This is a genomic window from Mesorhizobium sp. BR115XR7A (genome assembly GCF_020165315.1).
Lineage (GTDB): Bacteria > Pseudomonadota > Alphaproteobacteria > Rhizobiales > Rhizobiaceae > Mesorhizobium > Mesorhizobium australicum.
In genome coordinates this window covers 91016-117245 of the sequence record NZ_JAIUHW010000007.1, presented here as the reverse complement: position 1 = coordinate 117245, position 26230 = coordinate 91016, and the positions used below count along the sequence as shown (strand labels likewise).

The following is a 26230-nucleotide window of genomic DNA, read 5'->3' as shown; positions in this document are numbered from 1 at the left end:
CGCAGGCAGAGTCGGCGATCGAGAACTGAAACGGAACCGAAACAATTTGCCGTCATGCTGGCGCGATGTCGATTGCGATGCGCCCGAGCCAAGCCCTGCGACTGTGGCAGCAAGTAATGCTGTCGCAGGTGCGCGAGGACGCGCCTGATCTCACCATGCGCCAGACGGCGATCCTGTTCACCATCTACCTCGATCCGCCGCCGCACACCGTGCGCGGGCTTGCCGCCCGCCTCAACGTCACCAAGCCGGTCATCACGCGCGCGCTCGACACGATGGGCGCGCTGAAACTGGTGTCGCGCCATCGCGACGAGCTCGACAAGCGCAACGTCCTGATCAAGCGCACCGTCGAAGGCGCGCTCTTTGTCGAGCGCTTCGGAGATGGTATCATCGCCAAAGCCCACGAGCTGCCGATCTGAACAAGTGCTCTGTCTAGCTGGATTGCTGATTTGACCGCCCACGACGCCCGCCTGCACGCTTTCCGCTCCGACCTTGCCGATTCGCGTCTGATAGGCGAGGTCACGGCGGAGCGTTTCGTCGCCGGCCGGCCGGCGCGGATTTCCGCATCCGTTGCCGAAGTGCGCAAGGCGCCACGCCCGGATGCCGGGATCAACACGCAGTTCCTGTTCGGCGACGATGTCCTTGTCTTCGAGGAGAGAGAAGGCTGGGCCTGGGTCCAGGCCGAGCGCGACGGCTATGTCGGCTATGTCGCCGCTGCCATGCTGGGCGGGCGCGACCATGCGTCCACTCACATCGTGTCGGTACCACGCACCTTCCTCTATCCAGGTCCCGATCTGCGCTTCCCGGTCGCGGGACAGCTGTCGATGGGATCAACGGTGATGGTGACGGGCGCCGCCGAGACGCGCGGCACGCCCTACGCAGTGTTGTCTTCCGGCGAGGCGATCATCGCAGGCCATCTGCGGCCAATCCGCGAAGCTGCTTCTGACTATGTTTCGGTGGCCGAGATGTTTCTCGGCACGCCCTATCTATGGGGCGGTGTTTCCGGCTTCGGCATCGATTGCTCCGGCCTGGTGCAACTGGCCATGCGCATGGCCGGCAAAAATGTGCTGCGCGATTCCGACATGCAGGCCGCCTCGATCGGCGAGCCGCTCGATGCGGGCCCTGATTTTTCGGGGCTGCGACGTGGTGATCTGGTGTTCTGGAAAGGTCACGTCGCCATCATGACCGACGCCGAAACCATGATCCACGCCAACGGCCACACCATGCTTGTGTCGCGCGAAGGGCTGAAGGAAGCCATTGCCCGCATCGGCTATCTCTATGGCGGGCCTACAGGGGTTCGGCGCCCGTAAGGCTTTTTCGATCCCCTTTTGTTCCGAATCTGCTTGGCGATTGACTGTCGCCGCGCTACCTCTGGCGCGTGACAGTTGAGCCCCGCCTCGCCGACCAGAATGCCGCAGTCGTCCTGCCCGAGCCATTCCTGAAATGGTTCGGCGAGAAAGGCTGGTCGCCGCGCGCGCATCAGATAGAGCTCCTGGCGAAGGCCCAGGCCGGGCAATCGGTGCTGCTGATCGCGCCGACCGGCGCCGGCAAGACGCTGGCCGGCTTCCTGCCGTCGCTGACCGAACTGGCCGTCAGGCCAAGGCGAAAACCAGGCCAGGCGCGGCGCGGCATCCACACGCTGTACATCTCGCCGCTTAAGGCACTGGCCGTCGACATCGAGCGCAATCTCGGCAAGCCGGTCGAGGAGATCGGCCTGCCCGTCACCATCGAAACGCGCACCGGCGACACCCCCGCCCACAAGCGCCAGCGCCAGAAGCTGGTGCCGCCGGACATTCTTTTGACGACGCCCGAGCAGCTTGCGCTGCTGATCGCGGCTTCCGACGCCAGGCGTTTCTTCGAGGATCTGCGCTATGTCGTGCTCGACGAATTGCATTCGCTGGTGACGTCGAAACGCGGCCATCTTTTGGCGCTTGGACTGGCGCGGCTGCGCAGCTTTGTCCCAAGCCTGCAGACGATCGGCCTGTCGGCGACGGTGGCCGAGCCGGACGAATTGCGGCGCTGGCTGGTCAGCCAGAACCCACCGGGTGACATGGCGGAATTGATCACTGTGACGGGTGGTGCCAAGCCCGAAATCTCGATCCTCGATTCCGAGGAGCGCGTGCCGTGGGCGGGGCATTCGGCGCGCTATGCCACGCCGGAGATCTACCGCGAGATCAAGCGCCACAAGACGACCTTGCTGTTCGTCAACACACGCAGCCAGGCGGAGCTGCTGTTCCAGGAGTTGTGGCGCGTCAACGAGGACACGTTGCCGATCGCCCTGCATCATGGCTCGCTCGACGTCGCCCAGCGCCGGCGCGTCGAGAAGGCAATGGGCGAGAACGCGCTACGCGCCATCGTCGCCACATCGACGCTCGATCTCGGCATCGACTGGGGCGATGTCGATCTGGTCGTGCATGTCGGTGCTCCGAAGGGCGCCAGCCGGTTGGCACAGCGCATCGGCCGTGCCAATCACCGCATGGATGAGCCGTCCAAGGCGATTTTGATCCCCGCCAACCGTTTCGAGGTGCTGGAGTGCCGGGCCGCACTCGACGCCAATTATCTCGGCGCGCAGGATACGCCGCCACTGGTCAATGGCGGGCTCGACGTGCTGGCCCAGCATGTGCTCGGCTGCGCCTGCGGCGCACCGTTCCGCGCCGATGACCTATACGCGGAGGTACGAGCGGCGGCACCCTATGCCGACCTCGATCGGCCGACCTTCGACCGTGTCATCGATTTCGTCGCCACCGGTGGCTATGCACTAAAGAATTATGAGCGTTACGCCCGCATCCGCCTTAACAAGGACGGGCTGTGGCGCGTCTCCAATCTGCGCGTCGCCCAGCAATACAGGCTCAATGTCGGCACCATCATCGAGGTGCCCGCCCTCAACGTGCGTTACGTCAAGGCCGGCAGCAAAGGCGCGGCGTCGCACGGTGGCCGCGTGCTCGGCAAGATCGAGGAGGCCTTCCTCGAAACGTTGACGCATGGCGATACTTTCATGTTCGCCGGCAAGGTGCTGCGTTTCGAGGGCATCCGCGAGAATGAGTGCTTCGTGTCGAACGCGCCCGGCAGCGACGCCAAGGTGCCATATTATGGCGGCGGCAAGTTCCCGCTCTCGACCTACCTCGCAGAGCAGGTCCGCATCATGCTGGACGATCCGCAGCGCTGGAAGAAGCTGCCGGAGCAGGTGGCCGACTGGCTGCGGTTCCAGTCGGACAAATCCATGCTGCCCAAGCGCGACGATTTGCTGATCGAGACCTTTCCGCGTGGCAATCGCCATTATCTGGTCGCCTATCCCTTTGAGGGCAGGCTGGCGCACCAGACGCTTGGCATGCTGCTCACCCGTCGCCTCGACAGGGCGGGCGTCAGGCCGCTCGGCTTTGTCGCCACTGATTATGCCTTGGCCATATGGTCGCTGGGCGACATGGGCGCGATGTTCAAAGCCAGGAAACCTTCACTGAGCGCGCTGTTCGACCAGGACATGCTGGGCGACGATCTCGAAGCCTGGCTGGCCGACAGCTGGCTTCTCAAGCGCACTTTCCGCAATTGCGCGCTGATCTCGGGCCTGATCGAAAAACGCCACCCCGGCCAAGAGAAGAGCGGCCGGCAGGTCACCGTGTCGACCGACCTGATCTACGACGTGCTGCGCAGCCATGAGCCGGACCACATCCTGCTTCAGGCGACGCGTGCCGATGCGGCGACCGGCCTGCTCGATGTCAGCAGACTTGCGGACATGCTCTCGCGCATCCAGGGTCGAATCATGCATAAGGCGCTCGAACAGATATCGCCGCTTGCCGTGCCGATCATGCTCGAGATCGGCAAGATGCCGGTGAACGGCGAGGCCGATGAAACGCTGCTGATGGATGCGGCGACGCTGGTCGAAGAGGCCATGGGGCCTGGGAATGGCTGAGGAATGAGTTTTTCGCTGGCGCGCGCATCGCTGATCGCCGAGGCCGATCTCGTCGGCATCGCGGGCGAGCGCGCGGTCTGCGATCCGCGCGGTGTGCTGTATTTCCCCGAGCTCAAGCTGCTGACGGTATCGGACCTGCATCTGGAGAAGGGGTCGTCCCTGGCAAGGCGCGGCACGCTCATCCCGCCCTACGATACTGGCGCGACCCTGCTCAGGCTGCAGGCGGTCATATCGGACTACCAGCCGTCGATCGTCATCAGCCTGGGTGACTCCTTCCACGACGGTGGCGGCGCAGCGCGCATGCATTCGAGCTTTCGCGAACGGCTGGAAGCGCAGATGGCAGGCCGTGACTGGTTCTGGGTCGCCGGCAATCACGACCCCGAAGCGCCGGCGGATCTGCCTGGCGAGACCGTGCGGGAACTGGCCATAGGCTCGCTGCTGTTCAGGCATGAGCCATCGAAGGTGAGGGTCGAGGGCGAAATATCTGGTCATCTGCACCCCTGCGCGCGCATTGTGCAACAAGGCCGCTCGGTGCGCAGGCGCTGCTTTGCCGGCGATGGCGGCCGCATGATCATGCCGGCTTTCGGCGCCTATACCGGTTCGCTCAACGTGCTCGACCGCGCCTATGCCGGGCTGTTTCGCCTGGAGTCGCTGATGGCCTACATGCTCGGCACCGAGCGCATCTTCGCCATCTCGCACTCGATGCTGCGGCCAGGCTGAGATCTATCGCCCATAATAGAGCATGACCGTGTGCTTCGCTTCGGCGAAGAACAGCCAGCGTTCGACCAGCATGCCGGCAAACTGGGCGATCGCGGCCAGCGCCGATAGCGCCGCCGCGAGCGGCCACGGCAAGGCGAAGGCGGCAAGCAGCAACAGGATCGGCAAACCGAAGGCCAGCGCCTGCGTGATCCGGCGCAGCTTTGCGCTGTGCTTGCGCGCGATGCGAAAACCCATTTCCTTGAGCAGGTAGTTTTCTTCCGTATGCGGCCACTCCAGCGACTGCACCGTGCCACCGGTCAGCCCCGTCGCGGTGTTGGCATTGGTCGGGATTTCAAGCCGGTCGTTGTGGCGCCAGGTCGCCAGCTTCCAGCCCCAGCCAAGCAAAGTGAGCAGCGCGGAAGCCGCCAGAAGCATTTTCGAGCCGAGAGAAAATGCTTGCAGCACAGCGTTCAGAAGCACGCTGCCGCTCATCGCCGAGTAGATGAGATAGCCGGGCAAGGTGTAGGGGCTGTGCCAGTGGGCGATGGGTTTCAGCGAGGCATAGATCATGCCTGTCATGCAGACCGTGGCTATGGCGCCGACGGCGGCCAGGACGCCGGCGGCCGCCACCCAGCCATCGAGGCGGCTAAGGAAGACCCAGCCTACGCCGAACACGCCTGCGGGAATGAAGGTGGCGACCGAGGCAACGCCTTCGCGCGACAGCCATGAACTGCGCCATTGCGAGAACGCCCGCCAGGCACGTTCGGGCCTGCCGAGATGGCCGGTCGATGACAACAGGCCGGCGGCGATCAGGCCGAGCGCCAGCCCCATGCCGACGAAGCCCGGCCAGAAATCGGGCGCGACGAAGCCGAGCGGGCCGAGCACGCCGAGCAGCGCGAGCAGCCCATAGCCGGCACCCGTGGCGGTGGTGAAGAAGACGACCGAAAAAGCTGGATGCATGGATGGTCAGCTCGAAAGCATGCGGTCGACCCAGCCAAGGAAACCGCCCTCGGCCCGTAGCGGCTCCAGCGCGGGAGCGGTCACCGATGCGGCGCGTTGCGTGTGAGCGCGCGGCGGCAGGTATTTGTTGGTCGGGCGATAGCCGAGTTCAGGCATCAGGTCGACACCGCCGCGCTCCGCCACCAGTTGCGAAACGGGGGATTGGGGATCGCCGAGGTCGCCGAAATGCCGGGCGCTGGTCGGGCAGGCGGCGACGCAGGCCGGCACGCGGTCCCCCTCGGCCAGATTGTCGTTATAGATGCGGTCGACGCAGAGCGTGCATTTCTTCATCACCCCGACATCGCCATCGAATTCGCGCGCGCCGTAGGGGCAGGCCCAGCTGCACAATTTGCAGCCGATGCACTTGTCCTCGTCGATCAGCACGATGCCGTCCGAGGCGCGCTTGTAGGAGGCGCCGGTCGGGCAGACGGTGACGCAGGCCGGCGTCTCGCAATGCAGGCAGGAGCGCGGGAAGTTGACCGTGCGCCCACCCATCTCGGTAATGTGCTCGTAACTGTGCACGCGGTTGAACCAGACCCCGTCGACATGGCCGCCATAGGGGTCGATGTCGGTCAGCGGCGCCATGTGGCCGCCGGTGTTCCATTCCTTGCAGGCGGTGACGCAGGCCTGGCAGCCGACACAGGTGTCGAGGTCGATGACGAGGCCAAGCTTCTTGCCGCCTGGATTTGGAAGACAGGTCATTCGGCCGCCTCTCTTGCCTGCCGAAACCCGGCGCCGAAAGTGAGCTTGTCGGGCGAGGGTTCGAAATGCGGCGGCTGTTGAAAACGCTCGAATTGCGGTTCGGTGAGGCCGGCCTCCTCCGCCGCGCATTTGACGATGCGCACGCGCAGATCGAACCACGCCGCCTGGCCCGTGACCGGATCGGAATTCGAATAACGCTTGCCCTGCGCGTCGGCCAAGGTCTGGTCTCCAATGATGTGGTTGAGCAGGAAGCCGCGATTGCTTTCGGCGGCATCGTCTTTCAGCCCCCAACTGCCGCGTCGCTTGCCGATCGCGTTCCAGGTCCACACCGTGCTTTCGTTGACCCCTTCGACCAGCTTGATCTGCCCCTTGACCCTGCCGTTGATGCTCTCGACCCACACCCAGTCGTCGTCGCCAAGGCCGAGCCCGGCGGCGGTTTGCTGATGCACGAACAGCCGGTTCTGGCTGGTGATCTGCCGCAACCACGCATTTTGCGAACCCCAGGAATGGTACATGTGCATGGGCCGCTGCGTCAGCGCGTGCAGCGGGTATTCTTCCTGGTCGACGGACGCTTCCTCGAACGGCATGTACCAGAACGGCAGCGGGTCCATGTAGGTCTCGACGCGCTTGCGTTCGCTTTCGGGCGGCACCACCCGGCCATGACCACGCGCGGCCAGCCGAAAACGCTGCATCGGTTCGGAATAGAGCTGGAAGACGATCGGCTCGGCCTTGGGGATGAAGCCCAGTTGCACCGCGAAGTCGAGATAGGAGCGGTTGGCCATCTTGTAGTAGCGCTGGTCCTCGGTGAAATCGTGGTGCCAGAACCCGCCATTGTCGATGTAGCGTTGCAACTGGTTGGGATTGACGTCGCCCTTGCCGATCGAGTTTTCGTCCTTGCCGCGCCAGCCTGCGAGCGGGCCGATGCCGGGCGTGCGTTCATGATTGACGATGTAGTCGGCATAGTCGCGGTACTTCGGCGAGCTTTCGTCATCGACGAAGCCGGGCAGGCCAAGCCGCGCGCCGAGGTCGATCAGCACCGACTGGAAGGGCCTGACGTCGCGGTCGGGCTCGACGACCGGATGGCGAATGGCGTCGCCCGGCCCGTCGGCATGGCTGATCGGCCGGTCGAGCAGGCTGATGCAGTCATGACGCTCTAGATAGGTGGTGTCGGGCAGGACCAGGTCCGCGAACGGCACGGTCTCGGAGTAGTAGGCATCGGAATAGATGATGAAAGGGATCTTGTAGTTGCCCGCTTCGTCATGGTCGGTGAGCATGGCCATGGTCTCGACGGTGTTCATCGAGGAATTCCAGGCCATGTTCGACATGTACATCATCAGCGTGTCGATCGGGTAGGGATCGCCGGCCCAGGCGTTGCGGATGACTGTGTGCATCAGCCCATGCGCCGCAAGCGGCGAATCCCAGGAATAGGCCTTGTCGATGCGCAGCGGCGTACCCGCTTCGTCGACCAGCAGATCGTCGGGTCCACAGACGAAACCGAGCGGCATGCCGTCGAGCGGCGTCATCGGCCTGACATCCTTGCCGCAGGGCTTCGGGCCGGGCGGCGCCGACCTGGGATAGGGCGGCTTGAAGCGGAAGCCGCCCGGCACATCCACCGTGCCCAGCAGAACCTGCAGCAGGTGGATGGCGCGACAGGTGTGAAAGCCGTTGGAATGGGCCGAGATGCCGCGCATGGCATGCATCGAAACCGGCCGTCCCTTTATCGTCTGATGCCGGCGCCCGGCCCAATCGGTCCATGCCACCGGCAGTTCGATCGCCTGCTCGAAGGCGACATGGGCCAGTTCGGCGGCGATCCGGCGGATCGTTCCGGCGGAGATGCCGCAACGCTCCGCGACCGCATCGGGAGAATAGCTGACGTCCATGTAGCGGTCCGCGATCAGCTGGAACACGGGAAGGCACCTGCGCCCGTCGACTGTGAAGCTGCCGGTCAGTGCCGGTTTGGCATTTGAATCGACTGCGTTGACGGAGGTCGTCGCCACTCTGTCCCATGCCAGCGGATTGCCGTCGCTGTCGCGCATGAACAGCCCGTCATCGGCCGCGCCCGGCTCCTGGATAACCAGGACATGCGCGTTGGTGTAGCGGAGCAGATAATCGAGATCGACGCGGCCGGCTTTCAAGAGTTCGTGGATCAGCGCGAACACGAACAGGCCGTCCGTGCCGGGCCGGATGCCGATCCAGTCGTCGGCGATCGCATTGTAGCCGGTCCGGCATGGATTGATCGACACCACCTTGGCGCCGCGCGCCTTGAGCTTGCCCAGTCCGATCTTGATCGGATTGGAATCATGGTCCTCGGCAACGCCGAACAGCATGAAGTATTTCGTGTTGTCCCAATCGGGCTCGCCGAACTCCCAGAACGAGCCGCCGATCGTGTAGAGCCCGCCCGCCGCCATGTTCACCGAACAGAAGCCGCCATGGGCGGCGAAGTTCGGCGTGCCGAACTGGCTCGCCCACCAGCCCGTCAAGGACTGCGACTGGTCGCGTCCGGTAAAGAAGGCGAGTTTTTTAGGATCGGTCCGGCGGATATTCGACAGCCGCTCGGTGGCGATCGAGAAGGCTTCCTCCCACTCGATCTCGCGGAACTGACCCGAGCCGCGCGGCCCGGTGCGCAGCAATGGCTTCTTCAGCCTGGCCGGGCTGTAGTGCTGCATGATGCCGGAGCTGCCCTTGCCGCAGATCACGCCGCGATTGACCGGATGATCCTTGTTGCCGTTGATGTAGCGGACCTTGCCGTCTTTGATGTGCACGTCGATGCCGCAGCGGCAGGCGCACATGTAGCAGGTCGTCTTGGCGATGCTGTCGGAAACATCAGGCGAGGTGTCGACACCGTCGCCTTCATCGGGCGCCCGCGTGTCGGCAAGCGGGCGTTGCGAGGGGGCTGAATTGGCGCCGCGCGGCGGTCCTTGCATCATGATCCCGTGGTGCTCGCGCGGTCAGCGGATTTGGCTCGCGTCTTCGGCCCGGGGCCGCGCATATAATGTTCTTCGGGATGGTAGCGGTCGCCGGCCAGCCGTCGCCTTATACCGCGGCTCCAATGCGCAAGCAGGGATCTGAACCGCCCGATCATTTTGCTCTTTGCGACCTGCAGGCTAATTTTTTCTAAATTCCGCAGGAAAAGTAGAATAAAGCTATCGATCCGTCTAATCAGTTGTTCTTGTAAATTCGATCGATATTGGTTCTTAATACAGGCATGACCCTGGATCAGTTGCGCATTTTCGTCGCCGTCGCAGAGCGCGGCCACATGACAAAGGCGGCGGAGCTCCTGGGCATTTCCCAGTCGGCCGCGTCGGCGGCCATTCGCGCTCTGGAAGAGCAGCATGGTGTCCATCTGTTCAACCGCGTCGGCCGCAACATCGAGCTGGCCCAGACCGGCCATCGGTTCCTCCCGGAGGCCAAGGCCGTGCTGGAGCGGGCCGCAGCCGCGCGCAATGTCCTGGAACATGTTTCGCAGACGGTCGCCGGCAGCCTCTCCATCGCTGCCAGCCTGACCATCGCCAGCTACTGGCTGCCGCGCCGGCTGGCCTCTTTCCACGAGGCCTATCCGGCCGTCAGGCTGAGCGTCACCATCGGCAACACAAGGCAGGTCGAGGCCAGCGTGCTGGATGGAACCGCCGATCTCGGCCTGGTCGAAGGGCGCACCGAGTCCGACTTGTTGCGCCGCGTCAAGGTCGATACCGACCGGCTGATGCTGGTCGTTGCCAGCTCCCATCCGGAGATCGCCGAAACCGCGCCGGGCCGCCCCGACATCACCGGCCTGCGCTGGATCATCCGCGAGGGCGGCTCCGGCACGCGCGAGGTGCTGGAGGATCTGGCGCGCCGCGAGGGGATTTCGCTTGCCGACCTCAGGATATTCCTGGTGTTGCCCAGCAACGAGGCGGTTCGCCAAGCTGTCGAGGCGGGTGCCGGCGCGACCATCATTTCGGAGCTGGTCGTCGGGCGCGCGGTCGCAGAGGGGAGCCTGAGAGCCGTGCCGATCGAATTGCCGAAGCGCGACTTCGCCATGATCACCCACCGCGACCGTCAGGCAAGCCTGGCCCAGATGGCGCTGAAGGCGCACCTGGCCGCGGAGGCGAACCGGTCCACGTTGGGGTAGGTTCAGCCGAATTTCCGCTGCGCATCGAGCGCCAGGCCGAGCCCGACCGATCCGAACATGTCGCCTTCTATGACGGAAGCCCGCGGCACCAGCGACAGGATTTCCCTCCTTGCCAGCGGGATCGCCGTCGATCCGCCGGTCAGGAACACCGCGGTGATGTCGGAGGGCTTGACCCCGGCGTCGCGGATGGTCTGCGCCACCGTTTCGGTAACCCGCTCGATGTCCCGAGCGATCGTGGCCTCCAGCCCGTCGCGCGTGATCCCGGCGGCGAACGCCGCGCCCGGCAGCTTCACCGCCACGTCCGCCGATGACATGTCGGTCAGCTCTATCTTGGCTTTCTCGACCAGCGCCGCCAGCGCGTGCCCGTAGCGGTGCTCGACGATATGGATGAAGCGGTCGACCAGGTCGGCGCGCGCGGCCTCGTAGCGGATCTGGCGCAGATGCGTCATCGCCTTGGCGGTGTAGACCAGATTGATGCGCTGCCATGTGGCGAGATCGATGAAGTAGCTGGCCGGCAGATTGCGCTTGCCGTCCTTGGTCGCGGAGAGGTAGCCGAGCTGCGGCATGACATGGGCGATGCTCAGCAGCCGGTCGAAATCAGTGCCGCCGATATGGATGCCGCGGCTGGCCAGGATGTCGTCCTTGCGATCGGTCGATCGCGCGCGCTCCGGCGAGACCCGCACGATGGAGAAGTCGGACGTGCCGCCGCCCATGTCGATGATCAGCGCCAGTTCCTCACGTGTCACCTTCTGCTCGTAATCGAGCGCCGCCGCGATCGGTTCGAACTGGAAAGCGATGTGCTTGAAGCCCTGGGCACGGGCAGCCTTCTCGAGTTCGCCTTGCGCCTCCGCGTCGGCTTGCGCGTCGTCATCGACGAACTGCACCGGGCGGCCGAGCACCACGCTCTCCACCACGCCGCCGGCGTCCTCTTCCAGCCGCGTCCTCAGATGACCGATGAACAGGCCGATAATGTCGATGAAGCCGATCTGGCGTGCCTTGATCCGCGTCTTCTCGTGGGCGAGCGAACTGCCGAGCACGCTCTTCAACGAGCGCATCAGGCGGCCTTCGATGCTGTCGGTATAGTCGCCGATAGCGCGGCGGCCAAAATAGGTATGGCCGTCCTCGAAATTGAAGAACACGGCACTTGGCAAAGTGGGCTGCCCGCCCTCCAGCGGGACCAGCCGCGCCTTGCCGTTCCGGATGACGCCCACCGTGGAATTGGACGTGCCGAAGTCGATGCCGCCGAATGCCTGATGCATCGCAGCCTCCTGTCATTGTTTCATGGCGGCAAAACAGCGGCGACGCGTCGCCGCTGTCATCGGGATGCCGGACCGCTCCTGGCGAATGGTATGTGCGTGTTTGCCCCTGGGCTGGGAGGCGGCGGTTTATCGCATGGCGGCGAAAAGGGGAACCCCTCTTTTCCCGCGGCATCAATCCTTGCGGAACACCAGCCGGCCGAGCCAGCCAGTCACCATCGCCAACGATACGGCGAACACGCCGTAGAGGAACGAATAGTCGTGGGCGACGCGGAAGATCGATTGTTCGAAGCCCGATTTGCGGATTTCGAGCTGCGCCGAACTCTCCTTGACGAATAGGCCGCTCTTGAACAGGAATGCGCGCGCCTTGTGCGTGCCGACCGAGACATCAGGCGCCAGCCTGACGGTAGCGCGAAACAGGTTCTGCGACAGGAATTGCACGCCGCCGACATTCTCGCTGTAGAGGCCGGCGGCGGCCTTGCGTTCGCGCAGTGCGGCCGTGAATTCCTCGATCGTCGCCGGGCTGTCTCCGGCTTCGGCGGGCTGCATATAGAGGTTGGAGGCGCCGAGCGACAGCTGCTTGTAGCTGTTGGGTTCGGTGATGTCCTGCAGCGGCCGCGTCGTCGCGACCGAATAGGACACCGGCACGTTCTCGAAGGTCTCGGAATCCAAATTGACCCAGACGCCCAGCACCCGGTCCTTGCGGCGCACGACCACCGGTTTCGGCGGCCCTTCGAGCACGACGATGACGTCGTAACGGCCCTGGCGTGCGACCAGCGGGTCGGGATTTTCCAGCGAACCGAAGATGGTCAGGTCGGCGCCGGAAAAACCGGCGGTGATCGACACCGCGTCGGTGGAAAGGCCGATCTGGATGCCTTCCGTCAGCGGCGTCTGCGCCTTCGCCGGCGCGGCGGCGATCAGGGACAGGAGAGCGACGGCTGCGAGCGCTTTCAGGCCATTCATCAGTTGAGGCCCAGGCCGGACAGCGAATAAAGGTTGGGCGGCGTGACGAACAGATCGGTGGCAAGCCGGATCGCCACCGCCAGCACCAGCAGCGCCAGGAGCGCCCTCAATTGCTCGCCGCGCAGCCGCTGGCCGGCCTTGGCGCCATATTGCGCCCCAGCCACGCCGCCGGCCATTAACAGGAATGCCAGCATCACATCGACGGTCTGGTTTGTGGTGGCGTGAACCAGCGTCGTATAGGCGGAGGTGAAGATGATCTGGAACAGCGAGGTGCCGATGACGACATTGGTCGGCACTTTCAAGAGATAGATCAGCGCCGGCACCATGATGAAGCCGCCGCCGACACCCATGATCGACGACAGGAAGCCGATGCCGGCGCCAAGCCCGAGCACCGGAATGACGCTGACGAACAGTTTCGACGCGCGGAAGCGCATCTTCAGCGGCAGGCGGTGGATCCAGTTGTGCTGGCCGGATTTCTTCAGCACCGGTGCCGCGCCGCTGCGCGTGGCGCGCAGGGCGTTGATGCTCTCGACCAGCATCAGCCCGCCGACGGTGCCGAGCAGCACGACGTAGAGCAGCGAGATGAACAGGTCGAGCTGGCCGAGCCTGCGCAGGAAGCCGAACACATAGATGCCGCCGGTTGAGCCGACGACGCCGCCGGCCAGAAGCACGCTGCCGAGCTTGAAGTCGAGCGTCCCTCGCTTCATGTGCGACAACACGCCGGAGACGGAAGAAGCAATGACCTGGTTGGCGCCGGTGGCGACCGCGATCGCCGGCGGGATGTTGTAGAAGATCAAGAGCGGCGTGATCAGGAAGCCGCCGCCCACCCCGAACATGCCCGACAGGAAGCCCACCGCGGCGCCCATGGCCAGCAGCACGAAGACGTTGACGGAAATTTCCGCGATCGGGAGATAGATGCCCACCCGTCTGTCTCGATCAGTTTGCCTGTCGGCGAATAAAGCCGCTGCGGGCACTATCGCATCGAAAAGCCAATTTTCTCTTGCGCCGACGCGGCAGCGGGACCAAACCCCGTCACCGCGCCGAAACAAAAAACAACTCAATCAGTTAACAGGCAAATGTAAGGCAAGGGCGTCGTGGAAACGACGCTTCTGCCGTTATTTGCGCGCCAGCAATGCCTTGACCAGCTTCTCGTCGACCGCGCCCGTCGCTGGCAGCTTGTTGTCGGTCTGGAAAGCGATGATCGCGTTCTTGGTCTTCCCGCCCATCACGCCGTCGGCGCCCCCGGCGTCATAGCCGTTCTTGTTGAGGATGAGCTGGATGTTCTTGACCGCCTTCTTCATGTCGATGCCGGCCGTCGTCTGCGGCGTGCCTTCCTGCCAGGATTCGGGAATGTCCACCGAATTGGCCGCCGCGTTGAGCGGCTTGGCCTTCCACAATTCGGTCGCCGCGCGCGCGCGCTCGAGCTGCTCGGGCCGCAGCGCGTTGGCGATCTCGTCGCGCTTGGCCGCGGCATCCTTGTCGCCGGTCTTGGCGACGAGCGCGAACCATTTGTAGGATTCCTCCAGGTTCTGCTTCATGCCGACGCCCTTGGCGGCGAGGATGCCAAGATTGAACTGGCTGTCCTTGACGCCGAGGTCGGCGGCCGCCTGGAACCAATGCGCGGCCGATTCATTGTCGGTTGCGCCGTCGGCGGCCATGGCGAACAGCACCGCCAGATTGTGCATGGCGCTGGCGTTGCCCTGCGCGGCGGCGAGTTGGTACCAGGTCTTCGACTTCTTGATGTCGCGCGCGACGCCGATGCCCTTCTCGTAGAAATTGCCGATGCGGTATTCAGCCGGCGCGAAGCCGAGTTCCGCCGATTTCTCGTACCATTTGGCGGCAGCCGGCATGTCTTCCTTGACGCCGCGCGACTCGGCGTAGCGCGAGCCGACCTCGAACAGCGCCTTGGCGTCGCCACCGGCGGCGGCGTCACGCAAGGCGACCGGGCCGGCATCGGCCGGAATGTCGAACTTGATCGCGGCTGTCGCCGCCGGCTTGTCCATGGGCGCAACGGCGCCAGTCGTGTCGTTGGTCGTCGCCTCGGTCGCCACTGGCGCGGCAGGGGCCGCTTGGAGATCGGCATCCGTCGCCTGCGTAGCGCCGGCGGCTGGTGCCGGATCCGTCATGGCTGGGGCAGCGGTCATCGGAGCAACCGGCGCGGCCGAAGCCATCGCGTCGGGGGCGCTCGGGCCGGAAGCCATGGCCGACGTGACCGGCGAAGCGGGCTCGGCCGTGGGCGCTGTGTCCGGCATCGCGTCCGTATCAGACGGCATGGCCACGACGGTCCGCGCCGCCATATCGTCCTTGCTGGCGGGCGCGGATTGTTCGGCCTGCCTGGCCGGACGGGCCGGCGCGCTGTTCATCGTCGTCGGCTGAACTTCGGTCTTCGGCTGGCTGGCGGTATCGAGAGATGCCGTCCGAACCGGCTGCGGGGCGACGATCGGGGATGCGTCGTTGCTTGCCACCTGGGCGGGATCCGAAAGGAACGCCTTGCCGAGCTGCAGGCCGGCAAGCGCCAGCATGATCGCTGCCGCCGCCATCAGGATCGGCTTGCGCCGCGCCTTGAGCAGGTCGCCTATCCTGAGCGCCTTGACCGGGCCTTTCATCGTCGACTGGCGCTTCAGGGCGTCGGCCTCGGCCGCGGCCGCCTGCGCCGCGCGCCGGGCGGCGGCGATGAAATCCGATTTCGCCGCGTCGCTGTCGCCGAGCTTTGCCGGTTGTCCGCGCTCGTCGCGCACGCGCTTCATGATGGCATTGAGGTCAGGCGCGCCGGAGCCCGGCTCCAGCGGGCGGTTGGCGACCTTCGGGTCGAGCGGCTCGTCGAGATCGACACTCGGGATGTCGGCGCTCGGCGCCGAGCCGGCCAGCGGCGGAACATCCGCCGCTTTCTTGCCCTTGAAGGCCCGCGCCAGACCGCCGAACATCGACTTGCGGCCTGCCGGCTGGTCCTTTCCGGCGGTGGTGTCGGAACCGAGTGCGGCCATCGCGGCGGCGGCGGCGGCTTCCGCCGGCGAGCGCGTGCCCGGCCGGGGAGACAAGCCCGTTCCAACGTGCAGTGCGGGCTCGCCGGGCTCGGTGCGCACTATGGCCGCGGCACGCGCGTCCAGATCGGCCATGTCGCCAGTCAGCGGCAGCTCGTCCATGGTCATGGATGGTGCGTTCACGGCCATCTTGGGCCGCTGCAAGCCACGCCAGCCACTGGGTTCGATCGAGGCCGCGTCCAGGAGCTCGCTTACCGCCTCGGACGGGTCGCTGGTTTCCAGCGAGCCCAGCCTGTCGACGATCTTGAGCAGTGTGTCGTGAATGGCCTCGAAGGTCCGCGAATTGCGCTCGTCGGAACGCCGCGTCAGCGTCTCCAGGGTCTTCAGATCCTGGGCGAGGCCGGATACCGCGGCCGTATTGGTGCTCGTTCCGGCCAGCGAGCGCACCGCGTTCTCGGCCGCCTCACGTGCCGCGCCGAGGATGGAATCGCGGGTCCCGGCCAGCGCTTTTTCGATTTCGTCGAGGCGTGGGCTGATGTCCTCGAAGTCCGGCAGCGGCGTGCTGGGCTTGGAAAGATGCGCCGACAGGCCGGCGACCTGCGCCTCCAGGCTGCGGATCAGCGCCGGATCGATGCCGGCCACCTGGGCCGCCGAAGCGTCCAGCCGGCTTGAAATATCTTCGAGCCGGCTTTCCAGGCCCCGGATCGCCGCCTCGCCGGCGGGATCGGGAGCGCGTGTCTCCATGCGCTTGGCCAGTGCGGTGAAGCGAGCGTCGATGGCGTCCATGATGCCGGCACTGTCGACCTGCGGCATGCTGCGCTGGTCCAGCCGGTCGGCAACCTCGTCCAGCCGGCGCTCGAGATCGCGAAACAGCATGTTGCCCTGCTCGATGGCGTCGCCCTGGCGCCGCTCCATCATGCCCGACAGCACGTCGAAGCGCTGCTCCAGCCCGTGGAAGATGTAGTCGGCGTCGGGCATGGCCGGCGCCTGATCGATCTTGTCGGCGATCAGCGCGATCTGCTTGGCGAGCCGTTCCATCGCCTGCTCGGGCAGGTTGGCGCGGCCGGCGAGGTCGTCGACCCGGCTCGACAGCGTGTTCAGCCGGTCGATCACGACATTCGCGGGACGGTCCTGCGCCACTTCCTCGATCTGCTGGGCGAGCGAGTCGATCCGCTTCTCGATGCGCTCGAAGGCTTCGTGGTCGACTGAATTCGCCTGTGCGGCGACTGTCGAGGCGACGATGGCGCGGGAAATCTCGTCCAGCCGCTCGTCGATCATGGCCAGCGTGCCGCCGCCGCGATTGTCCTGCTGGCTGGCGAAATGGTCGACCGCCCCGGCCAGCGTGCGGACCTTCTCCTCCAGCGAACGCAGGGACAGCGATTCCGGCAGGTTGTTGACGGCGTTGCTGATTTGCTCCAGCCGGTCGGTCAAGGCGGCAAGGGCGGGGTCGTCGGAGCGTTTGCGCTGGTCGGCGTCGACGCGGTCCTCGAAGGCCGTCCAGCGGCGGTCGAACTCGTCCCAGCGGCGGTCGACCTTCTGCACGCTCTCCTCGCGCGCCAGCGTGTCGAGCGCGGCTTTGACCTGTTCGAGTTCCAGTCGCAGCAGGTTGACGCTCCTGTCGTCGCTCTTCTCCGACAGCGATTTAATGGCGCCGGAGAGCCGCTCGAATTCCACGCCGAGTTCAGCGCTGCCCTTGCCCGAGGTCCCGGACTTGGCGTTCGACTGGAAGGCGCGGTCGATGTCCTTGCGCAGCGCGTCGAATTCGCGCTGCAGCCCTGAAGTCACCTGGTGGCGCAGTTCCTCGCGCATGCCGCGCAGTTCGCCGGCGATCTTGCCGACCATGGCGACGCTGTCTTCCTGGCCGCGCACGCGGTCGATGTCTCGCGCGATCGCCTGATAATTCTGGTCGAAGGGTGCAGGGGAGGGCGCCGGGTTGTGCGCACGCGGTGCCGGCTGCGGATCCTCATACCAGCGCTGCTGGGCCGTCGGCTGCGCAGCGGGATAGCGCGGGTCGGAGGCGGGGTAACGCGGTTCGGCGCCATATTGGCGAGGAGCGGGTCGTGCCGTCGCGTCCTCGCGCGTCTGCCCCAGGCGCTGTTCCAGCGTCTCCAGGGAGCGGTTCAGCTGCTCGAGCGTGGTCTGCGGCTTGCGCTGCCTGCCAGCATTGAGTGTATCGAGGTAGGACCGCTTGCTGTTCATCGGTGCGTCCGTCTTTCAGATTGGCCGGCTTGCGGCCAGCTCCCCAAGTCCCTGCCGGAACGAGGCGACCGCGCTTCGATGCCACGGTGGAAGACAAGCTTCCCGGGTTTCCCCGCGCTCCGAAAAACCGTGAAAATTCGATACAGGATAACCACGGGTAGCCGACACGCGCACATTTCGCCCAACGTGGTAAACAACGCGTTAACCAAGCTTAAGAAGTTGCAAGGAAGTTGGCTGACGTGACTTCCGGTGCGGCATAAAGCACCGTTCTCAGAACGCCCTTGCGTCATGAGGCGGCTACCGGTATAGAATTGACGTAAACGTAAATGGCGTATCAACTGCGCTGTTTGCGATTTGTTTGTCGAAACCACGGCCGGAAGCACGCCCCCGCTTCCAGTCAGGCGACGCATGGTCCGGGACCGCGACGCCACCAGACGGGGAAGCCAGTGACCATGAAGCTTATCTCGGCCGGCGAGACCGCGGCCAATACCAATAATGCAACCGTTGAAGCCGGCGAGGATCTCTCCCGCATCGGCGAGATGGCCAAGAAGTACGGCGTGACGCTGCGCACGCTGCGTTTCTATGAAGACAAGGGCCTGCTCAACCCCCAGCGCGACGGTTCGACCCGTCTCTATACGCGCCGCGACAAGGCGAGGCTGAAGCTGATCCTGCTCGGCCGCAAGGTTGGGTTCTCGCTGCGCGACGTCAAGCAGATGATGGACCTCTACGATCCGACCGGTTCCAACACCAAGCAGTTGCGGCTGGCGCTGGATAAGTCGGAAAAGCAGCTCGCTCGCCTGCAGAAGCAGCGGGCGCTGATCGACGACGCCATCAATGAACTCGGCGGCTCGATGTCGGCGGTGCGTCAGATGCTGGCCGAGCGTTCGGCGCCGCAAGCGAGCGTCGCGAGCTAAGCCGCCCTCCGATACTGTCGGACCCTTCACCACAAAGCCGCGTGGCCATGCCGCGCGGCTTTTCGCTGTCTGGCCTGCCTGCTTCGCGCTGGCTTGCGCATTGCCGTGACGCTTGGCCGATTGCGCCCGTGGTGGCGGAAATCTTGCCGCAGCGCAAATATTGACGTTTACGCAAACGTCAATATTTGCTATTGCGGCTTCGACATTGGCCCGCTTGCCGCGCACGGCTTGATTTCGGGGTCAATCCGCATGGTGGAGGAAAAGCATGCCGATCTACAGGGCCCCGGTCCAGGACACGCTGTTCGTGCTCAACGAGGTGCTCGGCTATCAGCGCTATTCGAACCTTCCGGGATTCGCCGACGCAACGCCTGACGTGCTGGAGGCAATTCTCGCCGAAGGGGCCAAGCTCGCCGAGAACGTCATGCATCCGCTCAACCGTGTCGGCGACATGGAGGGCTGCGTGCGCCATGACGACGGCTCGGTGACCACGCCCAGGGGCTTCAAGGAAGCCTTCGACCAGTATCGCGAAGGCGGCTGGATGGGCCTGGCGGCGCCCGTCGAGTTCGGCGGCCAGGGCCTGCCCTATGCCGTGCATACGGCGGTGGCTGAATACATGGTGTCGGCCAACATGTCGCTGATGATGTATCCGGGCCTGACCCAGGGCGCGATCGCCGCCATCATCACCCACGGCACCGACGAGCAGAAGGCGACCTGGCTGCCCAGGATGGTCGAGGGCAGCTGGACCGGCACCATGAACCTGACGGAGCCGCATTGCGGCACCGATCTTGGCCTGCTGCGCACCAAGGCGGTGCCGAACGGCGATGGCACCTACAAGATTTCAGGCCAGAAAATCTTCATCTCGGCCGGCGAGCACGACATGTCGGACAACATCGTCCATCTGGTGCTGGCCCGCATCGAAGGCGCGCCGGAGGGCGTCAAGGGCATTTCGCTGTTCATCGTGCCCAAGCTGAAGCTCGACGCATCGGGCAATCCGGGGACGAGAAACACCGTCTCCTGCGGCTCGATCGAGGAGAAGATGGGCATCCACGGCAACTCGACCTGCGTCATGAATTATGACGAGGCCGAAGGCACGCTGCTGGGCGAGGCCAATGGCGGCCTGAAGGCAATGTTCACGATGATGAACGAGGCCCGCCTCGGCGTCGGCCTGCAGGGCCTGTCGCTGTCGGAGATCGCCTACCAGAATGCCGCCGCCTATGCCAAGGACCGGTTGCAGGGCCGCTCGCTGTCAGGCCCGAAGGCGCCGGACAAGAAGGCCGACCCGATCATCGTTCATCCCGACATCCGCCGCTCGCTGATGACCATGAAGGCTTTCAACGAGGCCGGCCGCGCGCTGGCGCTGTGGACCGCGATCAAGTCCGATATCGCGCACCGCTCCGCCGACGACAAGGATCGCCAGGCGGCCGACGATTACACCGGCCTGATGACGCCGGTGGTCAAGGGCGTGCTGACCGACAAGGGCTTCGACCACGCCGTCATGGCTCAGCAGGTGTTCGGCGGTCACGGCTACATCGAAGAACATGGCATGAGCCAGTTCGTGCGCGATGCCCGCATCGCCATGATCTATGAAGGCGCCAACGGCATTCAAGCGCTCGACCTCGTCGGCCGCAAACTCGGCTTGAACGGCGGCCGCGCCATCCAGGCTTTCTTCAAGGAGGTCGGCGAGTTCTGCGAGGAAAACCGCGCCGACGAGAAGATGGCGCCGTTCACCAAGGGGTTGAAGAAAGGCCTCAACGATTTGCAGGCGGCGACCATGTGGCTGCTGCAGAATGGCATGGCCAAGCCCGATAATGCCGGTGCGGCCTCGACTGACTACATGCATCTCTTCGGCCTCGTCGCGCTGGGCTACATGTGGGCGCAGATGGCCAAGGCGGCACAGGGCAAGACTGATGCCAACGGCTCCCAGTCTTTCTACGATAACAAGGTGGTGACGGCGCGCTTCTTCATGGAGCGGATCATGCCGGAGACCTCGGCGCACCTCGCCCGTATTTCGAGTGGTGCCGATACGCTGATGGCCCTGCCGGCGGAAGCGTTCTAAACTCCGTCTCGCTAGCCTTTCTGTCTGTCGATACGCGGAGGAAATCGTGGCGACAAATCCCGCCGAAGTGCTCTCTTTGCCGAAACCAGCCTGGGCGGCCGACGAGGTCGGCATGCTCTACGACATGGCGACCCGCTTCATGTCGGAGGAGATCGCGCCGCGCTACGACGAGTTCGAGAAGAACGAGATGGTCGACCGCGAAAGCTGGTTGAAGGCTGGTTCCGCCGGCCTGCTCTGCGCGTCCATGCCGGAGGAATATGGCGGCTCCGGCGGCACCTTCGCGCATGAGAGCGCGATCATCGAGGCGATCGGCCATGTCGGCGTCGACGGTTTCGGCATCGGCCTGCACAATTCGATCGTCGCCCCCTACATCCTCCATTACGGCTCGGAAGAGCAGAAGAAGAAATGGTTGCCCAGGCTCGCCACCGGCGAACTGATCGGCGCCATTGCCATGACCGAGCCCGGCGCCGGTTCCGACCTGCAGGGTGTCAAGACCCGTGCCGAGAAGGACGGCAACCAGTACAAGATCAACGGCTCCAAAACCTTCATCACCAACGGCCAGCTGGCGAACTTCATCATCGTCGTCACCAAGACCGATCCGGAGAAGGGCGCCAAGGGCACATCGCTGATGGTCATCGAGACCGACGAGGTCGAGGGGTTCGAACGCGGCCGCAACCTCGACAAGATCGGGCTGAAGGCCAACGACACGTCGGAGTTGTTCTTCAACGACGTGCGTGTACCGACCTCCAATCTGCTCGGCCATGAAGAGGGACAGGGCTTCGTCCAGCTGATGCAGCAATTGCCTCAGGAGCGGCTGCAGATCGGCACCGGGGCGATCGCCATGATCGAGCGGGCGCTGGCGCTGACCATCGACTACGTCAAGGAGCGCAAGGCCTTCGGCAAGGCGATCATCGATTTCCAGAACACACAGTTCAAACTGGCGGAGCTGAAGACCGAGGCCACCATCGGCCGCGTCTTCTACAATGACTGCGTCACCCGCCACATCAATGGCGGCCTCGATCCGGTGACCGCTTCGATGGCCAAGTACTGGCTCTCCGACCTCCAGGGCAAAGTCGTCGACGAATGCCTTCAATTGCATGGCGGCTATGGCTACATGAATGAATATCCGATCGCCCGCATGTTCCGCGACGCTCGCGTCCAGCGCATCTATGGCGGCACCAACGAGATCATGAAATTGCTGATCGGACGCTCGCTCTGAGCAGCTTTTCAGCGAACCCCAGGGAGCATGAAAAATGACCGAAGCTTATGTCTATGACGCCGTGCGCACGCCGCGCGGCAAGGGCAAGAAGGACGGATCGCTGCACGAAGTGCCGGCGGTACGGCTCGCCGCCAGGACGCTCGAGGCCCTGCGCGATCGCAACGGGCTGGACACTGCAAACGTCGACGACATCATCTTCGGCTGCGTCGACCCGGTCGGCGAGGCGGGTTCCGTCATTCCACGCGCCGCCGCCTTCGAGGCCGGCTACGATACCAAGGCACCCGGCATGCAGATCTCGCGCTTCTGCGCCTCCGGCTTGGACGCCATCAATTTCGGCGCCGCCAAGATCGCGCAAGGCGCCGATGAAATCGTCATCGCCGGCGGCGTCGAATCCATGTCGCGCGTCGGCATGGGCATGTCCGGTGGCGCCTGGTTCATGGATCCTTCGGTCGGCCTGCCCGGCTGGTTCGTGCCGCAAGGCATTTCGGCCGACCTGATCGCCACCAAATACGGTTTCTCGCGCGACGACGTCGACGCCTACGCGGTCGAGAGCCAGAAGCGCGCCGCAAGATCCTGGGCCGATGGCCGCTTCAAGAACTCGGTTATCCCGATCAAGGACCAGAATGGTCTCACCATTCTCGATCATGACGAGCATATGCGGCCGTCGACCGACATGCAGTCGCTCGCCTCGCTCAACCCGTCCTTCGTCATGCCCGGTGAAATGGGCGGCTTCGACGCGGTGGCGGTGCAGAAGCATCCGGAGGTCGAGGAGGTCAACCACGTCCACCACGCCGGCAACTCGTCCGGCATCGTCGATGGCGCGGCGGCCGTGCTGCTCGGCTCGAAGAAGGCCGGCAAGGCGATGGGCCTGAAGCCGCGCGCGCGCATCCGCACCTTCGCCAACATCGGCTCCGAGCCGGTGCTGATGCTGACCGGTCCGGTCGATGTCACCGAGAAGCTGCTGAAGCGCGCCAAGATGAAGCTGTCCGACATCGACCTGTTCGAGCTCAACGAGGCTTTTGCCTCGGTGGTGCTGCGCTACATGCAGGCTTTCGAAATTCCGCACGACAAGATCAACGTCAATGGCGGCGCCATCGCCATGGGTCATCCGCTCGGTGCCACCGGCGCGATGATCCTCGGCACCGTGCTGGACGAACTCGAGCGGCGTGACTTGACCACCGCGCTGGTCACACTGTGCATCGGCGCCGGCATGGGCACTGCAACCATCATCGAACGCGTCTGACGGGGAGAGAACGATGAGCTACACCAATTTCACCCTCGACATCGACGCCGATGGCATCGCCTTGGTCACCTGGAACAGCCCGGACCGCTCGATGAACGTCTTCACCGAAGAGGTGATGCGCGAGTTGAACGACATCGTGGACAAGGTGGCCAGCGACGCCGCCATCAAGGGCGCGGTGATCACCTCCGGCAAGGACACCTTCTCCGGCGGTGCCGACATCACCTTGCTGCAGAAGATGCTGACCACCTTCGCCACCGACAAGGTCAAGGATGTCGAAAAGGCGACCAAGGCGCTGTTCGACAACGCCGGCATCATGACCGGCCTGTTCCGCAAGCTGGAAACCTGCGGCAAGCCATGGGTCTCGGCGATCAACGGCACCTGCATGGGCGGCGCCTTCGAAATGTCGCTCGCCTGCCATGGCCGCGTCGCGGCCGACTCCGACAAGGTCAGGATGGCACTCCCCGAGGTGAAGATCGGCATCTTCCCCGGTGCCGGCGGCACCCAGCGTGTGCCGCGGCTGACCGACCAGCAGCAGGCGCTGCAAATGCTGACCTCCGGCCAGATCCTGTCGCCGCAGAAGGCGAAGGCGATGGGCCTGATCCATGAGATCGCCGAACCGGCCAAGCTGGTCGAGATCGGCAAGGCGATGATCAGGAACGGCCTCAAGCCGGTGGCGCCGTGGGACGAGAAAGGTTTCAAGCTGCCCGGCGGCCCGATCTACTCGGCGGCCGGTGCCAATCTGTGGCCGCCGGCCATCGCCATCCTGCGCCGCGAGACCCATGGCAATTATCCGGCCGCCGCGGCGATCCTGAAATGCGTCTATGAGGGCCTCCTGGTGCCCTTCGACACGGCGCTCAGGATCGAGCAGCGCTATTTCACCGAGATCATGCAGACCAAGGAAGCGGCAGCGATGATCCGCTCGCTGTTCGTGTCGCTGCAGGAACTGAACAAGGGCGCACGCCGCCCGGCCGGCGTGCCCGACACCAAGTTCAAGAAGATCGGCATCCTCGGCGCCGGTTTCATGGGCGCGGGCATCGCCTATGTCACGGCCAAGGCCGGCATTCCGGTGGTGCTGCTCGACCGGGACATGGAGGCGGCCGCAAAGGGCAAGGCGCATTCCGACGGCCTGATCTCGGATCAGGTCAAGAAGGGCCGTGCCAAGCCCGAGGACAAGGACAAGCTCTTGTCTCTGATCACGCCGACGGCAGACTATGCCGACCTCGCCGGCTGCGATCTCGTCGTTGAAGCCGTGTTCGAGGATTCCGCCGTCAAGAAGGCCGCCACCGAACAGGCGGAAGCCGTGTTGAAATCGTCGGCGATCTTCGCCTCGAACACCTCGACCATTCCGATCACCGGCCTCGCCAGGAATTCGGCGCGGCCGAAGAATTTCATCGGCATCCACTTCTTCTCGCCGGTCGACAAGATGATGCTGGTCGAGATCATCCTTGGCAAGAAAACCGGCGACAAGGCCTTGGCCACCGCGATCGACTTCGTGCGGGCCATCAAGAAGACGCCGATCGTCGTCAACGACACGCGCGGCTTCTACGTCAATCGCTGCGTGCTGCGTTACATGTCGGAAGCCTACAAGATGCTGATCGAAGGCGTGCCCGCGCCGATGATCGAGAATGCGGCCAAGGCCGCCGGCATGCCGGTCGGTCCCTTGGCGCTGACCGATGAGACGGCCATCGACCTTGCCCAGAAGATCATGAAGCAGACCATCAGGGATCTCGGCGAAAAGGCCGTCGACCCCAGGCAGATGGCGCTGATCAACACCATGGTCGACGATCACGGCCGCTTCGGCCGCAAGAACGGCAAGGGTTTTTACGACTATCCGGCCAAGCCGGCCAAGAAGAAGCTGTGGCCCGGCCTCAAGGACCTCTATCCGCAGCTCGCGGCCGAGAAGGTCGACTATGAGGAGCTGCAGCAGCGCCTGCTGGTCACCATCGCGCTCGAAGCGGCGCGCGTGATGGAAGAGGGCATCGTCACCGATCCACGCGAGGCCGATGTCGGCTCGATCCTGGCCTTCGGCTTTGCGCCCTACACCGGCGGCGCGCTGTCCTACATCGACGGCATCGGCGCCAAACAATTCGTCAAGATCGCCAAGGCGCTGCAGAAGAAGTATGGGGCCGAGTTCAAGGCGCCCAAGCTGCTCCTCGACATGGCCGAGAAAGGTGAGACCTTCTACGAACGCTTCGACCCCTATGCCAAGGGCGATGTGAAGCAGGCAGCCTGACAGAGCGTCATGTTATGTCTGGGCCCGCATGCTGGCCACGGCGCGAAGCCGTGGCCCCTACATGATGGGCGGTGAAGGCCGGCTGGCCTTTCGCTGCCTGCCGACCGACTATGACCGCAAGGCGCGCCGCTTCCTCGACATTGACGCGGTTGTCGCCGCACTTGGCCGTGCGGTGAACCGCGGCCACCGACCGAGGCAGAACGCATTTTCATGACATCGCACCAGGGACCGCGCGGCCTGGCCAGATCGTCCGGCTGATCAACCCGTTGGCAAGCAGGATTCGATCGACTTTCCCAAACCAGGCGCGGATGATATATTAGGTATCGCTAACATAATGTTGGCGGAGGAGTAATCATCATGCGTATGATGCTGAGAGTTTCCATCCCAGCCGAGGAAGGCAATAAGGCGATCAAGGACGGCAGCATGGGCAAGATCATCGAGCAAACCCTGTCCGATCTCAAGCCGGAGGCTGCCTATTTTACCGCGGACGGTGGTTGGCGGACGGCCTACCTTTTCCTGGAGGTAAAGGACAGTTCGGACATGCCCTATGTCGCCGAGCGGTTCTTCTTCGCCTTCAATGCCACCGTCGAGCTCATCCCGGTGATGAACGTCGACGAGCTCCAGAAGGGCCTGCCGAGGGCGATGGCGGCATTGGCCGGATAGCCGGCTTCGGCCATGACACTGTGCCGTGGTTGCGGCACACAGCTTTGTTCGTGATCCGCCAGCCCGCTGGTGGACAACTCAGCCGTTGCGC

Annotated in this window: 19 protein-coding genes; 12 read left to right on the top strand and 7 right to left on the bottom strand. The window is 64.4% G+C overall.

The window, feature by feature from the left end; all coding sequences use genetic code 11:
- Positions 1-65 precede the first annotated feature (65 nt).
- From LB557_RS16615 to pdeM, 4 genes are all read left to right on the top strand, one after another.
- The gene (locus LB557_RS16615; protein ID WP_015319324.1) at positions 66-416 is read left to right on the top strand and encodes a MarR family winged helix-turn-helix transcriptional regulator; all 351 of its coding nucleotides are present in this window, start codon (positions 66-68) and stop codon (positions 414-416) included.
- A 30-nt stretch (positions 417-446) separates the two neighbouring features.
- Positions 447-1307: an NlpC/P60 family protein gene (locus LB557_RS16610; RefSeq protein ID WP_224643228.1), complete on the top strand. Its 861-nt coding sequence runs from the start codon at positions 447-449 to the stop codon at positions 1305-1307.
- 68 nt (positions 1308-1375) lie between these two features.
- A complete protein-coding gene (locus LB557_RS16605) occupies positions 1376-3904 on the top strand; it encodes a ligase-associated DNA damage response DEXH box helicase (RefSeq protein WP_224643229.1) in 2529 nt (842 codons plus the stop codon).
- A gap of 3 nt (positions 3905-3907) precedes the next feature.
- Positions 3908-4624 carry a ligase-associated DNA damage response endonuclease PdeM gene (gene pdeM / locus LB557_RS16600; protein ID WP_015319321.1) on the top strand — a complete coding sequence of 239 codons (717 nt, stop codon included), beginning with the start codon at positions 3908-3910 and terminating at the stop codon, positions 4622-4624.
- Positions 4625-4627: 3 nt separating this feature from the next.
- Here pdeM and LB557_RS16595 read toward each other — a convergent pair whose 3' ends face one another.
- From LB557_RS16595 to LB557_RS16585, 3 genes are read right to left on the bottom strand one after another with little or no spacing between them, the layout of a single operon-like run.
- Positions 4628-5563: a dimethyl sulfoxide reductase anchor subunit family protein gene (locus tag LB557_RS16595; protein WP_015319320.1), complete on the bottom strand. Its 936-nt coding sequence runs from the start codon at positions 5561-5563 to the stop codon at positions 4628-4630.
- 6 nt (positions 5564-5569) lie between these two features.
- Positions 5570-6304, bottom strand: a complete 735-nt coding sequence (locus LB557_RS16590; RefSeq protein WP_224643230.1) for a 4Fe-4S dicluster domain-containing protein — start codon at positions 6302-6304, stop codon at positions 5570-5572.
- On the bottom strand, positions 6301-9231 hold the full coding sequence (locus LB557_RS16585) for a molybdopterin oxidoreductase family protein (protein ID WP_224643231.1): 2931 nt from the start codon (positions 9229-9231) through the stop codon (positions 6301-6303). Before LB557_RS16585 ends, LB557_RS16590 begins: the two co-directional genes overlap by 4 nt.
- 278 nt (positions 9232-9509) lie before the next feature.
- Here LB557_RS16585 and LB557_RS16580 point away from each other — a divergent pair, with 278 nt between their 5' ends.
- The gene (locus LB557_RS16580) at positions 9510-10412 is read left to right on the top strand and encodes a LysR family transcriptional regulator (protein ID WP_224643232.1); all 903 of its coding nucleotides are present in this window, start codon (positions 9510-9512) and stop codon (positions 10410-10412) included.
- A gap of 2 nt (positions 10413-10414) precedes the next feature.
- Here the strand turns inward: LB557_RS16580 and LB557_RS16575 are convergent, their stop codons facing one another.
- The 4 genes from LB557_RS16575 to LB557_RS16560 all read right to left on the bottom strand — a co-directional run bounded on the left by LB557_RS16575 (position 10415) and on the right by LB557_RS16560 (position 17811).
- Positions 10415-11671, bottom strand: coding sequence for an Hsp70 family protein (locus tag LB557_RS16575; protein WP_140660670.1), 1257 nt, complete (start codon positions 11669-11671; stop codon positions 10415-10417).
- Positions 11672-11842: 171 nt separating this feature from the next.
- The gene (locus LB557_RS16570; RefSeq protein WP_140614750.1) at positions 11843-12631 is read right to left on the bottom strand and encodes a TIGR02186 family protein; all 789 of its coding nucleotides are present in this window, start codon (positions 12629-12631) and stop codon (positions 11843-11845) included.
- Positions 12631-13554, bottom strand: coding sequence for a sulfite exporter TauE/SafE family protein (locus tag LB557_RS16565; RefSeq protein ID WP_015319313.1), 924 nt, complete (start codon positions 13552-13554; stop codon positions 12631-12633). The genes LB557_RS16570 and LB557_RS16565 overlap by 1 nt, the downstream gene beginning before the upstream one ends.
- A 192-nt stretch (positions 13555-13746) precedes the next feature.
- Positions 13747-17811 carry a peptidoglycan-binding protein gene (locus LB557_RS16560; RefSeq protein WP_224643233.1) on the bottom strand — a complete coding sequence of 1355 codons (4065 nt, stop codon included), beginning with the start codon at positions 17809-17811 and terminating at the stop codon, positions 13747-13749.
- Between the two features lie 452 nt (positions 17812-18263).
- Here LB557_RS16560 and LB557_RS16555 point away from each other — a divergent pair, with 452 nt between their 5' ends.
- The 7 genes from LB557_RS16555 (at position 18264) to LB557_RS16525 (ending at position 26139) form a co-directional block, all read left to right on the top strand.
- Positions 18264-18725 (top strand): MerR family transcriptional regulator, encoded by a 462-nt coding sequence (locus LB557_RS16555; RefSeq protein ID WP_015319311.1) that lies wholly within the window; start codon positions 18264-18266, stop codon positions 18723-18725.
- Positions 18726-18990: 265 nt separating this feature from the next.
- Entirely contained in the window at positions 18991-20781 is a 1791-nt protein-coding gene (locus LB557_RS16550; protein WP_224643234.1) for an acyl-CoA dehydrogenase, read from the top strand.
- Positions 20782-20827: 46 nt separating this feature from the next.
- Positions 20828-22000 carry an acyl-CoA dehydrogenase family protein gene (locus LB557_RS16545; protein ID WP_140614747.1) on the top strand — a complete coding sequence of 391 codons (1173 nt, stop codon included), beginning with the start codon at positions 20828-20830 and terminating at the stop codon, positions 21998-22000.
- A gap of 34 nt (positions 22001-22034) precedes the next feature.
- Positions 22035-23243, top strand: a complete 1209-nt coding sequence (locus LB557_RS16540) for an acetyl-CoA C-acetyltransferase (protein WP_224643235.1) — start codon at positions 22035-22037, stop codon at positions 23241-23243.
- A 13-nt stretch (positions 23244-23256) separates the two neighbouring features.
- Positions 23257-25476 carry a 3-hydroxyacyl-CoA dehydrogenase NAD-binding domain-containing protein gene (locus LB557_RS16535; protein ID WP_224643236.1) on the top strand — a complete coding sequence of 740 codons (2220 nt, stop codon included), beginning with the start codon at positions 23257-23259 and terminating at the stop codon, positions 25474-25476.
- 28 nt (positions 25477-25504) lie between these two features.
- Positions 25505-25690, top strand: coding sequence for a hypothetical protein (locus LB557_RS16530; protein ID WP_224643237.1), 186 nt, complete (start codon positions 25505-25507; stop codon positions 25688-25690).
- A 143-nt stretch (positions 25691-25833) separates the two neighbouring features.
- Positions 25834-26139, top strand: coding sequence for a hypothetical protein (locus LB557_RS16525; protein ID WP_015319306.1), 306 nt, complete (start codon positions 25834-25836; stop codon positions 26137-26139).
- Positions 26140-26230 lie beyond the last annotated feature (91 nt).

Bases quoted from the DNA above. Each gene is read 5' to 3' on its own strand.
- LB557_RS16615 (WP_015319324.1), top strand. From the start codon at position 66: ATGTCGATTGCGATGCGCCCGAGCCAAGCCCTGCGACTGTGGCAGCAA.
- pdeM (WP_015319321.1), top strand. From the start codon at position 3,908: ATGAGTTTTTCGCTGGCGCGCGCATCGCTGATCGCCGAGGCCGATCTC.
- LB557_RS16595 (WP_015319320.1), bottom strand. From the start codon at position 5,563: ATGCATCCAGCTTTTTCGGTCGTCTTCTTCACCACCGCCACGGGTGCC.
- LB557_RS16590 (WP_224643230.1), bottom strand. From the start codon at position 6,304: ATGACCTGTCTTCCAAATCCAGGCGGCAAGAAGCTTGGCCTCGTCATC.
- LB557_RS16585 (WP_224643231.1), bottom strand. From the start codon at position 9,231: ATGATGCAAGGACCGCCGCGCGGCGCCAATTCAGCCCCCTCGCAACGC.
- LB557_RS16580 (WP_224643232.1), top strand. From the start codon at position 9,510: ATGACCCTGGATCAGTTGCGCATTTTCGTCGCCGTCGCAGAGCGCGGC.
- LB557_RS16575 (WP_140660670.1), bottom strand. From the start codon at position 11,671: ATGCATCAGGCATTCGGCGGCATCGACTTCGGCACGTCCAATTCCACG.
- LB557_RS16570 (WP_140614750.1), bottom strand. From the start codon at position 12,631: ATGAATGGCCTGAAAGCGCTCGCAGCCGTCGCTCTCCTGTCCCTGATC.
- LB557_RS16560 (WP_224643233.1), bottom strand. From the start codon at position 17,811: ATGAACAGCAAGCGGTCCTACCTCGATACACTCAATGCTGGCAGGCAG.
- LB557_RS16555 (WP_015319311.1), top strand. From the start codon at position 18,264: ATGAAGCTTATCTCGGCCGGCGAGACCGCGGCCAATACCAATAATGCA.
- LB557_RS16550 (WP_224643234.1), top strand. From the start codon at position 18,991: ATGCCGATCTACAGGGCCCCGGTCCAGGACACGCTGTTCGTGCTCAAC.
- LB557_RS16540 (WP_224643235.1), top strand. From the start codon at position 22,035: ATGACCGAAGCTTATGTCTATGACGCCGTGCGCACGCCGCGCGGCAAG.
- LB557_RS16535 (WP_224643236.1), top strand. From the start codon at position 23,257: ATGAGCTACACCAATTTCACCCTCGACATCGACGCCGATGGCATCGCC.
- LB557_RS16530 (WP_224643237.1), top strand. From the start codon at position 25,505: ATGCTGGCCACGGCGCGAAGCCGTGGCCCCTACATGATGGGCGGTGAA.
- LB557_RS16525 (WP_015319306.1), top strand. From the start codon at position 25,834: ATGCGTATGATGCTGAGAGTTTCCATCCCAGCCGAGGAAGGCAATAAG.